This window comes from Halomonas garicola (assembly GCF_031935715.1).
GTDB lineage: Bacteria > Pseudomonadota > Gammaproteobacteria > Pseudomonadales > Halomonadaceae > Vreelandella > Vreelandella garicola.
Genome location: NZ_JASSZF010000004.1, coordinates 65,594 through 78,904, shown reverse-complemented (window position 1 = coordinate 78,904; position 13,311 = coordinate 65,594). Strand labels below are relative to the sequence as shown.

General features: G+C 67.3%; 13 protein-coding genes. 3 read left to right on the top strand and 10 right to left on the bottom strand.

Features of this window, described 5'->3' with window-relative positions:
* Positions 1–119 precede the first annotated feature (119 nt).
* A complete protein-coding gene (gene rpoE / locus RS027_RS02875; RefSeq protein ID WP_311953810.1) occupies positions 120–719 on the bottom strand; it encodes an RNA polymerase sigma factor RpoE in 600 nt (199 codons plus the stop codon).
* 385 nt (positions 720–1,104) lie between these two features.
* Here rpoE and RS027_RS02870 point away from each other — a divergent pair, with 385 nt between their 5' ends.
* Positions 1,105–2,181 (top strand): 3-deoxy-7-phosphoheptulonate synthase, encoded by a 1,077-nt coding sequence (locus RS027_RS02870; RefSeq protein WP_311953807.1) that lies wholly within the window; start codon positions 1,105–1,107, stop codon positions 2,179–2,181.
* Positions 2,182–2,246: 65 nt separating this feature from the next.
* Here the strand turns inward: RS027_RS02870 and dinG are convergent, their stop codons facing one another.
* Both dinG and RS027_RS02860 read right to left on the bottom strand, forming a co-directional pair.
* Positions 2,247–4,373: an ATP-dependent DNA helicase DinG gene (gene dinG, locus RS027_RS02865; RefSeq protein ID WP_311953804.1), complete on the bottom strand. Its 2,127-nt coding sequence runs from the start codon at positions 4,371–4,373 to the stop codon at positions 2,247–2,249.
* Between the two features lie 5 nt (positions 4,374–4,378).
* Complete coding sequence (locus tag RS027_RS02860; RefSeq protein ID WP_311953801.1) at positions 4,379–5,650, bottom strand: DEAD/DEAH box helicase; 1,272 nt, start codon at positions 5,648–5,650, stop codon at positions 4,379–4,381.
* A 192-nt stretch (positions 5,651–5,842) separates the two neighbouring features.
* Here RS027_RS02860 and RS027_RS02855 point away from each other — a divergent pair, with 192 nt between their 5' ends.
* Positions 5,843–6,091 (top strand): hypothetical protein, encoded by a 249-nt coding sequence (locus tag RS027_RS02855; protein ID WP_311953798.1) that lies wholly within the window; start codon positions 5,843–5,845, stop codon positions 6,089–6,091.
* Complete coding sequence (xthA, locus tag RS027_RS02850; protein WP_311953795.1) at positions 6,091–6,915, top strand: exodeoxyribonuclease III; 825 nt, start codon at positions 6,091–6,093, stop codon at positions 6,913–6,915. Before RS027_RS02855 ends, xthA begins: the two co-directional genes overlap by 1 nt.
* Positions 6,916–6,964: 49 nt before the next feature.
* Here the strand turns inward: xthA and RS027_RS02845 are convergent, their stop codons facing one another.
* The 7 genes from RS027_RS02845 to nrdF form a co-directional block, all read right to left on the bottom strand.
* Positions 6,965–8,065, bottom strand: coding sequence for a hypothetical protein (locus RS027_RS02845; RefSeq protein ID WP_311953793.1), 1,101 nt, complete (start codon positions 8,063–8,065; stop codon positions 6,965–6,967).
* A 5-nt stretch (positions 8,066–8,070) separates the two neighbouring features.
* Positions 8,071–8,919, bottom strand: a complete 849-nt coding sequence (locus RS027_RS02840; RefSeq protein ID WP_311953790.1) for an energy transducer TonB — start codon at positions 8,917–8,919, stop codon at positions 8,071–8,073.
* Positions 8,920–8,927: 8 nt separating this feature from the next.
* Entirely contained in the window at positions 8,928–9,335 is a 408-nt protein-coding gene (locus tag RS027_RS02835) for an ExbD/TolR family protein (protein WP_311953787.1), read from the bottom strand.
* Positions 9,328–9,900 carry a MotA/TolQ/ExbB proton channel family protein gene (locus RS027_RS02830; protein ID WP_311953784.1) on the bottom strand — a complete coding sequence of 191 codons (573 nt, stop codon included), beginning with the start codon at positions 9,898–9,900 and terminating at the stop codon, positions 9,328–9,330. The genes RS027_RS02835 and RS027_RS02830 overlap by 8 nt, the downstream gene beginning before the upstream one ends.
* Positions 9,875–11,257 (bottom strand): MotA/TolQ/ExbB proton channel family protein, encoded by a 1,383-nt coding sequence (locus tag RS027_RS02825; RefSeq protein WP_311953779.1) that lies wholly within the window; start codon positions 11,255–11,257, stop codon positions 9,875–9,877. Before RS027_RS02825 ends, RS027_RS02830 begins: the two co-directional genes overlap by 26 nt.
* A complete protein-coding gene (locus RS027_RS02820; protein WP_311953775.1) occupies positions 11,254–12,081 on the bottom strand; it encodes a DUF3450 domain-containing protein in 828 nt (275 codons plus the stop codon). Before RS027_RS02820 ends, RS027_RS02825 begins: the two co-directional genes overlap by 4 nt.
* A gap of 237 nt (positions 12,082–12,318) precedes the next feature.
* Positions 12,319–13,305: a class 1b ribonucleoside-diphosphate reductase subunit beta gene (gene nrdF, locus RS027_RS02815; protein ID WP_311953771.1), complete on the bottom strand. Its 987-nt coding sequence runs from the start codon at positions 13,303–13,305 to the stop codon at positions 12,319–12,321.
* Positions 13,306–13,311: the final 6 nt, after the last annotated feature.

The window sequence follows — 13,311 nt, the reverse complement described above, 5'->3', positions numbered from 1 at the left end:
GGCTTCCCTGCGGCGCCTGTCTGACCCTATGACGCGAGCAGGCGCCAACAGTTCAGAAATCGGGGAAAAACAGTAACGTTTTGTTGGCCAAACGCTGCTTCGCCACTCATCTATGACCGCTAATCTTCGCGACTGTTCCGCGTCGTTGCCATCAGCGGCCGGATGTGTTCGTCCACGGCCTCCCGGGCGCGGAAGATGCGCGAACGCACGGTGCCCACCGGACACTGCATGATGTGGGCGATATCCTCATAGGCCAGGCCGTCGAACTCGCGCAGGGTAATCGCCGTGCGCAGGTCGTCGGGGAGCTTATCGATGGCCTCGAACACCGCCGCTTCCAGCTGGTCCCGGGCAATCGCCGCTTCCGGCGACTCGCTGTCGGCCAGGCGCCCGCTCTGGTCGACGATTTCCGCATCGACGATGTCGACGTCGCTGCCCGGCGGGCGGCGGCCCCGGGACACCAGGTGGTTCTTGGCCGTGTTGATGGCGATTCGGTACATCCAGGTATAAAACGCGCTTTCGGCACGAAAGTTACCCAGCGCCCGGTAGGCCTTGATGAAGGCCTCCTGTGCTACGTCCTGCACTTCGGCGTGGTCGTGCACGTAGCGGCCGATCAGACCGATGATCTTGTGCTGATACTTTTTTACCAGCAGATCAAACGCGCTGTTATCGCCGTTGCGGGCCCGCTCCACCAGCTGCTGATCCGTTTCCCGAGTGCCCATTTACACGCTCCTCACGCCCGCACAACCGGCGTGGCGACCTACTATATCAAGCCCCCTGGTACGGGTGGCATTCACGGCAAAACGCATAGTGTCCCTTGGGCAGTTTTCATTTCACATTCACATCGAGCACCCTGTGCCGCTACGCGCCCCGCGCATCCGGCAGCCTTCAGGCACGCCGCATCCTGACAGCCCGCACCGGCAAAAGCACGCCAGTGTTGCGCGTTCCACCGCGCGCATCAAGCACCTGGCTCTCTCCGTGGGCGCCGGCAAGGCCGCCTTGCCAGCGGTAAAGCGATTGATTTTTACCGCGCCGGCGGGCGATAGTAGACGCACTGACGATACACGCAACACGTTTTCGAATCCCCGCGCATGCACAGGTAGCAAGATGCCCGAACAACAGGTCAATAACCTCAACGTCCTCGCTCAGGACGTGCTTACCAACCCGGACGATCTCAAGCAGGCGGTTCCGCTTACGGCCAAGGCCGAACGCACCGTCATCGACGGCCGCCATACCATCCAGAACATCCTCGACGGCAAGGACCCGCGCCTTTTGGTCGTGGTAGGCCCGTGCTCGATTCACGACGTCGACGCCGCCATTGACTACGCCAAGCGCCTGCGCGAGCTGGCCGACAAGGTCAGCGACAGCCTCTATATCGTGATGCGCGTCTACTTCGAGAAGCCCCGCACCACCACAGGCTGGAAAGGCCTGATCAACGATCCGCGCCTGAACGGCTCGTTTGAAATCGAGGAAGGCCTACACAAGGCCCGCCGGCTGCTGGTGGAGCTTTCCGAAATCGGCCTGCCGCTGGCAACCGAGGCGCTTGACCCGATTTCGCCCCAGTACATCCAGGACTGCATCAGCTGGTCTGCCGTAGGCGCACGCACCACCGAGTCCCAGACCCACCGCGAAATGGCCTCGGGCCTGTCCGGCCCCGTGGGCTTTAAAAACGGCACCGACGGCAGCCTTGACGTGGCCATCAACGCGCTCAAGTCGGTCGCAAGCCCGCACAACTTCCTCGGCATCAACCACGCCGGCCAGGTCGCGATCATCCGCACCCGGGGCAACGCCTACGGCCACGTGGTGCTGCGCGGCGGCAACGGCAAGCCCAACTACGACAGCGTAAGCGTCGCCCTTGCCGAGCAGGAGCTCGCCAGCGCCGGGCTCTCGGCCAACATCATGATCGACTGCTCCCACGCCAACTCCAACAAGGATGCCGGGCTGCAGCCGCTGGTGCTGGAAAACGTCACCAACCAGATTCTCGACGGCAACACCTCGATCATCGGGCTGATGGTGGAATCCAACATCGGCTGGGGCAATCAAAAGGTGCCCGAGGACCTCAGCCAGCTGGAATACGGCGTGTCAATCACCGATGCCTGCATCGACTGGAACACTACCCTCGATTCTTTCGTCCGCATGAACGAGCAGCTGGCCTCTGCCCTGGCCAAACGCAGCGCCGCCTGATCGGCCCAGCGGCCTCGCTTACGCCCCGGCACCTGCCGGGGCGTTTTTGTTTCCGAGTGCCCCGCTCAGGCGATCTCCCGGGTAAACGGCGGCAGCGCGTCCAGCAGCGCCTGGCCGTAGCGCCGGGTCAGCACCCGCCGGTCCAGCAGCGTAATGCGCCCAGTATCGCTTTCCTTGCGAATCAGCCGCCCGCAGGCCTGCACCAGCTTCACCGAGGCATCGGGGACGCTGATGCGCATAAAAGGGTTGCCGCCCTGGCTTTCGATCCACTCGGCAAGGGTGGCGCCCACCGGGTCATCGGGCACGGCGAAGGGCAGCCGGGTAATCACCACGTGGGTGAGGTAGTCGCCGGGGAGATCGATCCCTTCGGCGAAGCTTGCCAGGCCGAAGATCACGCTGCCCTCGCCGCGATCCACCGCGGCGCGGTGGCGCTTCAATAGCTCCGCCTTGGGCATCGCGTCCTGGGCCAGCAGGCGCTGCTCCACCGCCGCCGGCAACGCCTTGCGCACCGCGCGCAGCTGGGCCCGGGAGGAGAACAGCACCAGCGCCGCCTCCTTTGCCGCCAGGGCGCTGATAAAGGCCACAATGGCGCGCTCGTGCCCTTCCCGATCGGCCGGGTCGGCGGCCTCCGCCGGCACGCTGAGCACGGCGCTGGCGTAGTCGAAGGGGCTGGGCAGCGCTTGATAGCGGTAGCGCCCGGCAAGACCGGCCCGCTCCTGAATGCGCTCGAAGCGCCCAAGGGCGGTGAGCGTAGCCGAAGTCACCACCGCGCCGTGGCAGCGCCCCCAGAGGTTTTTGGCCAGAGTATGCGCCGCCGACACCGGGCTTGCGGAAAACTCGATTTCGGCCTCGTCCCCCGCGCGGGAAAGCGTCAGCCAGCGCGCCTGGGGCGGCGCGCCCGGCGGATCCTCGGCGGCAAACGCCTGCCACAGCGCATGGGCCTCGAGCGCCCGGCCGTGAAGCAGCGCCACCAGCGGCAGCCAGGCCTCGGCCTGCTCGCGCTCAAGGCCGGTCTGTTTGTCCGGGTCGAGGCTTTCGCGCAGGATATCGCTGATGCTTTCGAGGCTGCGCGAGAGCTCGGCGAACATGATCAGAAGCTGCCCGGCCTGTTCGCGCAGCGCCTCCGGCACCGCGCCCTTGGCAAAGCGCTGCTGGTAGGTGGTTTCGCCGTCGCCAAGCCCGTTGGGCCGCTCGGCCAGCTGATGGCCGCTGGTGAACACTTCCTTGAGCGCCGGCTCCACGGCCTGCAGGGTTTGCGGCAGCCCGGCCAAAAGCCGCGCGACGGCGGGCTGGGCGCCCAGCGCCTGGTGAAGCTCGGTCAGGCTCGTGCGCAGGGTGTTCAGCCAGCGCAAACAGCCGTGCACGGCAAAGCGGTGGGCGAAGTGGGACAGCGCCTTGTCCGGCAGGTGGTGGCCTTCGTCAAAGATGAAAACGCACTCTTCCGGGTCGGGCAGGATCGCCCCGCCGCCCAGCGCCAGATCGGCCAGCACCAGGTCATGGTTGGCGACGATAACGTCGGCGTTTTCCAGCTCCCGACGGGAGCGGAAAAACGCGCAGGCGGAGAAGTGCCCGCAGCGCCGGCCGGTGCACTGGCGGTGATCCACGGTCAGCCGCCGCCAGGTGGCGTCGTCGATGGTGTCCGGCCAGCTGTCGCGGTCGCCCTCCCAGTCGCCGCGGCCGTAAGCCTCGGCCATGTCGGTTGCCAGGCGGGTAAAGTCGCCGCTTTTGGCGATCAGGTCCTGCTCAAACAGCGACTGGGTAGGGTTGGGCTCGCTGTCGCCCATGGCGTCGTCCAGCCGGGCCACGCAGACGTAGCGCCCGCGGCCTTTGGCCAGCGCGTAGCGAAACCCCAGGCCGCTATGGGCAGAAAGCGACGGCAGATCCTGGTGGAGCACCTGCTCCTGCAGCGCCACGGTGGCGGTAGAAACCACCAGCCGCTTGCCCCGGGCCCTGGCCACCGGCAGCGCCGCCACCAGATAGGCCAGCGTCTTGCCGGTGCCGGTGCCGGCTTCGAGCACGCAGACGTGGGTGTCGTTCTGGCGCTTGCCGGCCTCGTCGACTTCAATACCGCCAAGCGTACGGGCAATTTCGGCGATCATCAGCCGCTGGCCGTAGCGCGGCGTCAGCGAAAGCGCTTCGACCATGTGCCGGTACGCGGTCTGGATTTCGCCCTTGAGCGCATTGTCGAGCATAACGGCTAGAGCAGGCCTTCCGGCGGGCGCTCGCAGGGCAGCTTGTCGCCGGTGTAGCGTTCGATTTCGGGCAGCGAAAAGGCGTCCTCTTCGCCGACAAGGCTGACAATGCCTTTGCCACCGGCGCGGCCGATACGCCCGAGGCGATGAACGTAGTCCTCGGGGTCTTCCGGCAGGGTGTAGTTGACCACGTGGCTGACGTCGTCAATCTGCATGCCGCGCCCGGCCACGTCGGTGGCCACCAGCACCTGGAGCTTGCCTTCGCGAAACTGCTCGAGGGTGGCGATCCGCTCGGCCTGGGGCACGTCGCCGGAAAGGGGCGCCGCGCTGATGCCGGCCTGCCTGAGCTCGCCCTCGAGCTTGCGCACCAGGTCCCGGCGGTTGCCGAAGACGATGACCCGCTCAAAGCCTTCCTGCTGCAGAAGCTTCACCAGCAGCCGCGGTTTGTCGGCGTCTGCGACCCGATAGGCCAGCTGGTCGACATCCGCCTGGCCGTCGGCGCTGCCCTGGAGGCTTACCCGGGCCGGGGACTGCGCCCACTGGTCGGCAAGGGTCAGAACGTCGTCGCTGAAGGCGGTCGAAAACAGCCAGGTCTGGCGCTCGTCACGGGCCGGCATGTGCTGAATGATGCGCTTGACGTCGGGAATGAAGCCCATGGACAGCATGCGCTCGGCCTCGTCCAGCACCAGCACTTCGGTCTGGGACAGATCAAGCTCGCCCTTCTGCTGGAAATCCAGCAGGCGCCCTGGGGTTGCAACCAGCAGGTCGACGTTTTTATCCAGCTGCTCGCGCTGCTGCTGGTAGTCAATGCCGCTGACCGCACTGGTTATGCTCAGATGAGTATAGCGGGCTAGTCCCTTGGCATCCTTTTCGATCTGCAGCGTAAGCTCCCGGGTGGGCGCGACCACCAGGGCTCGGGGCGCCCGCTTTTTCTGCCCGTCCGGCGCCTTTTCTTCCAGAAAATAGGCCAGAATCGAAATCAGGAAAGCCGCCGTCTTGCCGGTGCCGGTCTGCGCCTTGCCCAGGATATCGCCGCCCAGCAGCGTATGGCGCAGGGTTTCCGCCTGGATCGGCGTGCAGTACTCAAAGCCCTGGGCCTGAATGCCGCGCATCAGGGGCAGCGGCAGGTCAAAATCATGGAAGCGCCACTTGCCGGCAACGGCGGGCACCTTGAACTGGCGAAGATCCCAGCCCGACTGGCGACGACGCGGCTTGCGGCGACGGCGCTTGGGCTTGCGCGCCGCGGCCTCTTGTGTGGTCTTTTCCGACTCGCTCATAGGCTTTCTATCTATCCGTTACGGTGGATGAGTGACATCACGACAGGCGTCGCGTACCCGCCAACGCGCGTACACGAACTCCCTAGTGTAACAGGGCTTGGCGCCCGAGGCGCGACGTTGCTGTATGCCCGGCGTTGGCGCCTGTTAGAATACCCCACAACGTAAGGCTACAGGTTAATCAGGAGCGCCCCCATGACGCGTCGCAAAAAGACCCGCTCGCTTGCCGACAAGGTATCCATCCGCACCGGCCGGCGTAAGGATTACAAACAATGGCGCCACGAGAACCCCGATCAGGTGGGGCAGTCGAAGCGCTTTGCCGCTAAAAAAGAGAAGCAGCGCAAGCTGCAGGCGCAACGCCGCCTGGCGCGCCAGCAAAGTGCGCCGGACATCGAGATTCATCCCGCCACGAAAGACTCGCCCAACACCGGGGAGACGCGCTGATGCGGCTGGTTTCGTTCAACGTCAACGGCATCCGCGCGCGGCCCCACCAGCTGCAAGCGCTCGTCGACACCCATCGGCCAGACGTCATCGGCCTGCAGGAAACCAAGGTGCAGGACAGCGAGTTTCCCCTGGCAAGCGTCGAGGCGCTGGGCTATCACGTCGTCTACTACGGCCAGAAAGGCCACTACGGCGTGGCGCTGATGTGCCGCCAGGCACCCGAAGCGGTATTCTACGGCTTTCCCGATGACGAGGTCGACGCCCAGCGGCGGATGATCGGGGTGCGCCTGCGCGGCGCCGAGGGCGAGGCGGTCACGGTGTGGAACGGCTACTTCCCCCAGGGGGAAAACGTCGACCACCCGACCAAGTTTCCACACAAGGCGCGCTTTTATACCCAGCTCTCGCGGCTGCTCCACGACCACCACTCCCCCGACGAACGCGTGGCGGTGATGGGCGACTTCAACGTGTCTCCCGAGGATCGCGACATCGGCATCGGCGAGGCCAACCGCAAGCGCTGGCTGCGCGAGGGCAAGACCAGCTTTCAGCCCATAGAGCGCGAATGGCTCGGCGGCATCAAGGCCTGGGGGCTTACCGACAGCTATCGGCTGTGCCACCCCGAGCGCGACGACCTTTTCAGCTGGTTTGACTACCGCTCCAAAGGCTTTGACCGCGACCCTCGGCGCGGGCTGCGCATCGACTATATCCTCGTTAGCTCACCCCTTGCCGAGCGCGTCCGGGAGTCGGGCATCGACTATGCGCTGCGCGGCATGGAAAAGCCCTCCGACCACGCGCCGGTGTGGACCCAGTTCGACCTGCCGCTGGCCTGAGCGCCGACCTTACTCTCGGGCCTTATAGCCGGGGGCTTTTAACAGAGTCTTATAGCGCCGCCAGCCACTGTTCCGCCTGCTCGTCGCCCAGGGCGACGGCGCGCTCAAAGGCCGTTTTGGCCCGAGCGTCCTTCCCCCAGGCGTAGGCCAGCTGGCCAAGCGTACGCCACTGGTCGGCGCTCTGGGTATATCGAGCCAGCGCTTCCCGGGCGGCCAGCGCTCGGGGAACATCCCCGGCCTGCTGCCAGGCCGCCGCTCGCTGCTCAAGGGCCAGCCCGCTGCGCACTACCCGCCCTTCTGCCAGGCCTTCCTCCAGCAGCTCCGCGGCGCGGGCCGGCGTGCCGCCTGCCATGTGCAGGTCCACCAGCTGCCAGTAGTCGTCCGGCCGCTCGAGCCGGCCCAGCCGCCAGCCGGTATCCCAGAGCCCGGCGGCCACCCCCGGCTGGCCGGCGCGCTGGGCGACCCCGGCGGCCCGGCGCCAGTCCGCGGCCGGGCTTGTCTCATCCAGCCCCGCGGCAAGCTCCCCCAGCGCCTTATCCATTCGCCCGGCGTTGAGGTTCACCGCCAGCGCCAGCCTGCGCCGGCGATCGTCAGCCGGCGCGCCTTCGGCGGCGACGCTGTCCAGCTGCGCCGCCGCGTCCTGCCAGCGCGTCTCCCGGGCCAGCCAGCCGATCAGGCGCCAGCGCGCGTCGCGGCACTCGGCGCCGGCCGGGGCCGTCTCGAGCCACACGCTCAGCCGGGCAATGGCCCGGTCGTGCTCCCCGGCGGCCCGGTGAAGCCGGGCCTGCTCGCGCAGCCAGCGCCGGCTCAGCTCGCTTTTAGGCCCCAGCCCCTGCCGCGCCCGGGCAAGCTGGCCGGCGGCCTCGGCGTAGCGCTCCTGCCTGGTCAGGGCGCTTGCGACCAGCTGGCGGTAGAGCGCGCTGGCGTAGCGATCGGCGGCGTTGCCCGAGGCAAAGCGGTCGGCCTGGCGCCTGCCGTGGCTCACCACCCGCTCAAGCTTGTCCTGCTCAAGAGACCGCTCGACCGCCTCCAGATCGCGGATCACGCCGCCGGCAAGCGAGGGCGCGCCCCAGGCCGAAGCGCTCGGCGCCCCGAAAAGTACCAGGTACAGCGCGATACACAGCAGGCGGACAGGACAACGCGACGACATAGGGGCTACCTCAACTGGAACTGGATACGCTGGGTGGCGCGCCGCCGCCGGTCTCCCGGCTCGAACTGCCACTGGCGAATGGCCTCGCGCGCGGCCTTGTCGAATATCCGGCGCGGCTTGGCTTGGGTAACGTCGATAGAGCCCGGCTCCACGCCGCCGTCGCGGCGGATGATAAAGCTGACCTCGACAAAGCCTTCCATCCCCCGACGCTGGGCCCGGGACGGATACGTCGGGTTCACCCGGCTGGTGGGGGTCGCCTGGCCGACGTTGACCGGCTCGTTGGAGGCGGACTCGCTCGCTGCCGCCTCGGCCGGGGCCGCCCTGTCTGCCTCGGCGCGAGAAGGCGCGGGGTCAGGGCTTGCCTCGGGCGCCGGCTCCGGGTCGGGCTCGGGGGCGGGCTGCGGCTCTGGCTCGGGCTCTGGCTCGGGTTCTGGCTCGGGTTCGGGGCGAGCTTCGGTCAGCTCGGGCAGTCGGCTGTCCAGCGCCACGGCTTCCGCCTTGGCCTCCGGCAGCGGCGCGTCGGGCAGCGCAATCGCGCTGTTTGCCGTCGGCGACGGCGCCGGGGCGGGCGGCGGGGGTGCCGCGCTTTCCACCGGTGCCGGCGGCGCTTTCGCCGGGGAGCTTGCGCTCGGCGTTGGCGGCGGCGCCTGGGTAATCGACAGGGTCATGTCTTCGACGGGCTTGTGCGTATCGGCGCTTGGCGGCATCACCAGCAGCGCCAGCAGCCAGAATAGCCCCAGCGCCAGCCCCGCGCCGCCAAGCGTTGAGAAGACGCTTCGCCCCAGGCGCCCTCCCCGACGCCTGGCTGCCGGCATGCCCGGCCTATCGCCTCGGTTGGTCACGGCGCTACCCATGGTCGGCCTCACGACTGGCCGCGGCTGGCGGCCACGGCGATCTGCTCGACGCCGGCCTTCTTGAGCCGGTCCATCACCTCGATCAGCAGGCCGGTTTCGGCGCTTTTGTCGGCCTGGATCACTACGCCGCCGTCATTGCTGACCATCTCGGCCACCGTCTGCCCCACGCGGTGGGTATCCACGGGGCTTCCGTCCACCCAGACCGCGCCTTCCGACGTCAGCGCGACCAGCACCTGGGCCTCCGGACGCGGCGTCGCGGCGCTGGATTCGGGCCGCTCGATCTCGACCCCGCTTTCCTTGACGAAGCTGGTGGTGACGATAAAAAAAATCAGCATGATAAAGACCACGTCGAGCATCGGCGTGAGGTTGACTTCGTTGCTGTCATCAGCGATGTCCCGCGAGCGGCGTCTACGCATCCTTTTCCTCCCGGGCCTGTGTCGCCAGGTCCCGATTCTCCAGCGCCTGTGCCAGGCGATCGTGCAGCCGCTGGTCTTCCCGGCGGATCACGTGCTCAAGGCGGCTGATAAACAAAAGCCCCACCACGGCAATGGCCATGCCGGTGAGCGTGGGCAGCGTCGCCCGGGCCACGCCGTCGGCCATGGCTCGGGCCTGGCCGGTATCGCTGAGCGCCAGGCTGTCGAATACGCTGATCATGCCGGTCACCGTGCCCAGAAGCCCCAGCAGCGGGCACATCGCCACCAGCAGCTTGAGCCACGGCAGCGGCCGGCCCAGCCGGGCGATAAGGGCATCGGCCCAGACGTCGCGCAGGGTGCGCGCGCTCCAGCTGTGGTGGTCGCGACGCGCCGCCCAGTAGCGCACCAGCTGCTTGCGCGCCGGACGCCAGCTCAGGCGGTAAAACCAGAAGCGCTCGACCGCCATGCTGAACACCAGCACCGCCACACAGGCGAGCACCACCAGCACGATGCCGCCGGCATCGACCAGGCGCTCGACCGGCTCAAGCCAGGGGGGGAGCAGGGTCATGCCCGGCCTCCGCTAGGTGTTCCGGCTGCTGCGCTTCCAGATGGGTGGCAAGTGCGGCACTCGCCTGGCCTTCGATGAGCTGGGTCAGCGCGCGGCTGCGGCTCGACAGCGCCGTCTGGGCAAACAGCAGCGGCACCGCGGTCACCAGCCCCAGCACGGTGGTCACCAGCGCCTGGCTGATGCCCCCGGCCATGAGCTGGGGGTCGCCGGTGCCGAACACGGTAATCGCCTGAAAGGTGACGATCATGCCGGTGACAGTGCCCAACAGCCCCAAAAGCGGCGCGATAGCCGCGAGCAGCTTGACCAGCGGCTGGCCGCGCTCGAGCCGCGGAAGCTCGGCCAGCACGGCTTCGTCCAGCCGGGCCTCCAACGCTTCGGGCGGCTGGGCTTTATCCAGGCGCGCGAAGCGCAGCAGCACCCGGCCCAGCGGGTTATTCGGCTGCAGCGCGTCGGGCGCACGGCGCTGGCGGCGCACCCGGGCGCTGACCAGCAGCAGATAGGCGTACTGTAAAGCGGCGGCCAGCAGGCCAAGCACGCCAAGCGTCACCACGACGTAGCCCACATAGCCGCCCTGGTGGAAGCGCTGCCAAAGGGTCGGGCGCTGGGTCAGCGCATCGAGCACGCTGCCCCGGGTGGGGTCCACGGCCAGGGTGCGGCCGTCGCCGTTGGCGTAATCGGCCAGCCAGCGGCTGACTTCCTTCGGCGTGTCGGGCTCCAGTGCCGGGCTGTCGCCGGCGCCCCGACGCGCCAGCAGGGCATTCGGGGTAAAGGCGCCAAAGTCGCCCAGCCGCACGACCTCGCGCTCGCGGACGTCGCCGCCGGGCTCGACCACGGGCAGCGTCATCGCCGCGGCCTGCCCGGTGGCCCGGGTCAGCGCGGCAAGGCTGTCCACCACGTCTTCGAGGTGGCGCTGCTCGAGCACTTCGGCATCGTCCAGGCGCGGCGGCAGCGGCGTATCGCCAAGGGTCAGCCAGCTGTCATCGCCCAGGGCATTGCGCACCTCGGAGCTGTGCCGGGCGAGCGTCGACAGCAGGCCGGCGAGGGTGTCGTCCTGCTCGCTTTGGCGGCTTTTCAGTCGGGCCCCGTTGAGCGCCCGGGCCGCCGCCTCGATGCGCAGCGCGGCGTCTTCGCGGCTGGCCTGAGCGTGCGCCTCCCGAGCGTCGGCCAGCGCGCTTTCCAGCGCCTGCTGATCGTCGAGCAGCTCCAGCAGACGCTGGCGATCGCGCATTTCTGCCGCCTGGCGCGCCTGGCGCAGCGAATCGATGCCGGGCTCCGTTTGCGCCTGAGCAGCCCCCGACAGAGAGACCAACAGTGCGGCGGCGCCGGCGAGCAGAGCCATCAAGCGAAATCGTCTCATGCGTCATCCCCCTTGGCGTCCGCTTTGTCTTCGCCCGGCATCGCGGACACCTTGACCGACAGCGGCACGGTCAAAAGCTCCGGCGCGCGCTGATCCCTGGCCATCAGCAGGCCGTGGCGCACTTCGCGCCGGCCGGCCTCGTCAAGCGGCTGCCATTCGCCGCTCTCGGCCTGCCAGACGCCGCCTTCGCGGCCGTCCGGCGTGAGGTAGTACCAGCCGATGCGGCCCAGGCGCAGAAAGTCTACCTCGCGGGCGTCGCCGTCGGCATCGCCGAGCCGGTCAAGTCGGCCGCGCCAGCGGTCGACTTCGCGGCCGTACTCAAGCTCGGTGCGCCAGGCTTCCAGCAGCCGGCGAATCCGCGCGGCGGGCGCAAGCGCCTCGTCATCCTCCACCCGCGCCAGGCGCTCCTGATCCAGAAACGGCATGTCGCGCTCGATGAAGCCGCGCAGCTGGCGGGCCATGTTCTGCTCGATGCCCGGCAGCGCCTCCCGGGTGTGGGCCAGAGTATCCAGCGCCCGGGCAAGCGCCAGCTGCCGCTCGGCCTCGTCGGCCAGCCGGTGCGTACGGGTGCGGTTTTGCTGGCGCAGCGTGCGGGTTTCGCTTTCCAGGTCGCGCAGTTCGGCAAGCGCTTCCCGGGTCTGGTCGCTGGCCTGGTCGATCTGCGCCTGCAGCGCCGCCTGGGTATGCTGGGCGTCCACGCCGTCGAGCGCCAGGCGGGGCGTAGCCGGGTCATCAGCGGCAAGCGACTGGCCTGCCGGCAGCAGCATCGCCGTGCTGCCGGCCATGATCAGTCCATACGCCGCCGCGCGAAAGGGTTTACTCAAGGGACATCTCCGCTGCGGGGGTCAGCGTTGCTTATATATTAGCCGCTCAATAGGTGAGAACGTCCAAGATATAAGAACGGTTTACGTTTACGCGCTACAGCCTATCATCCTCAGCTCAGATGACAATATTTATCATTCAATAAGGAAAAATCGGCGGTGCCCCGCCCATAAAAAAACGCTTCCGGTGCGTCCGGAAGCGTTTCCCGGCGGGCCGACGCCCGCCCCGCGGCCGGGGCGTCAGAACGCCCAGTCGTCGTCTTCGGTGGCTTCGGCGCGGCCAATCACGTAGGACGACCCGGACCCCGAGAAAAAGTCGTGGTTTTCATCGGCGTTGGGCGCCAATGCCGCCATGATGGTGGGATCCACGTCGGTCACGCTTTCCGGGAACAGCGCCTCGAAACCGAGGTTCATCAGCGCCTTGTTGGCATTGTAGTGAAGGAACTTCTTGACGTCCTCGGTGAGCCCGACGCCGTCGTACAGCGACTCGGTGTATTTCACCTCGTTGTCGTAAAGCTCCATCAGCAGATCAAAGGCGTAGTCTTTGACTTCGGCCTGCCGCTCGGGCGATGCCTCTTCGTAGGCCAGCTGGAACTTGTAGCCGATGTAGTAGCCGTGCACCGCCTCGTCGCGGATGATCAGGCGGATCAGATCGGCGGTGTTGGTCAGCTTGGCGTGGCTTGACCAGTACATGGGCAGGAAAAAGCCCGAGTAGAACAGAAACGACTCGAGAAAGACGCTCGCCACCTTGCGCATCAGCGGGTCGTCGGAATAGTAGCGGTCAAGGATCAGCGTGGACTTGGCCTGCAGCGTGGGGTTTTCTTCGCTCCAGCGAAAGGCGTCGTCCACGTCCCGGGTGGCGCACAGCGTGGAGAAAATCGAGCTGTAGGAGCGCGCGTGCACCGCCTCCATGAAGGTGATGTTGGCGTATACCGCCTCCTCGTGGGGCGTGCGCGCATCGGGCATCAGCGCAGGTGCCCCGACGCTGCTCTGGATGGTGTCCAGAAGCGTCAGCCCGGTAAACACGCGGATGGTCAGCTGCTGCTCTTCGGCGGTCAGCGTATGCCACGACGGCAGATCGTTGGACAGCGGGACCTTTTCCGGCAGCCAGAAGTTGCTGGTCAGGCGGTTCCACACCTCCAGATCCTTGTCGTCCTGAAGGCGGTTCCAGTTGATCGCGTCAACCCGGGAAATCCGCGGCGCGGCGGGCGTTTGCATAACGGTCATGTTCTC

Bases quoted from the DNA above. Each gene is read 5' to 3' on its own strand.
- rpoE (WP_311953810.1), bottom strand. From the start codon at position 719: ATGGGCACTCGGGAAACGGATCAGCAGCTGGTGGAGCGGGCCCGCAAC.
- RS027_RS02870 (WP_311953807.1), top strand. From the start codon at position 1,105: ATGCCCGAACAACAGGTCAATAACCTCAACGTCCTCGCTCAGGACGTG.
- dinG (WP_311953804.1), bottom strand. From the start codon at position 4,373: ATGCTCGACAATGCGCTCAAGGGCGAAATCCAGACCGCGTACCGGCAC.
- RS027_RS02860 (WP_311953801.1), bottom strand. From the start codon at position 5,650: ATGAGCGAGTCGGAAAAGACCACACAAGAGGCCGCGGCGCGCAAGCCC.
- RS027_RS02855 (WP_311953798.1), top strand. From the start codon at position 5,843: ATGACGCGTCGCAAAAAGACCCGCTCGCTTGCCGACAAGGTATCCATC.
- xthA (WP_311953795.1), top strand. From the start codon at position 6,091: ATGCGGCTGGTTTCGTTCAACGTCAACGGCATCCGCGCGCGGCCCCAC.
- RS027_RS02845 (WP_311953793.1), bottom strand. From the start codon at position 8,065: ATGTCGTCGCGTTGTCCTGTCCGCCTGCTGTGTATCGCGCTGTACCTG.
- RS027_RS02840 (WP_311953790.1), bottom strand. From the start codon at position 8,919: ATGGGTAGCGCCGTGACCAACCGAGGCGATAGGCCGGGCATGCCGGCA.
- RS027_RS02835 (WP_311953787.1), bottom strand. From the start codon at position 9,335: ATGCGTAGACGCCGCTCGCGGGACATCGCTGATGACAGCAACGAAGTC.
- RS027_RS02830 (WP_311953784.1), bottom strand. From the start codon at position 9,900: ATGACCCTGCTCCCCCCCTGGCTTGAGCCGGTCGAGCGCCTGGTCGAT.
- RS027_RS02825 (WP_311953779.1), bottom strand. From the start codon at position 11,257: ATGAGACGATTTCGCTTGATGGCTCTGCTCGCCGGCGCCGCCGCACTG.
- nrdF (WP_311953771.1), bottom strand. From the start codon at position 13,305: ATGACCGTTATGCAAACGCCCGCCGCGCCGCGGATTTCCCGGGTTGAC.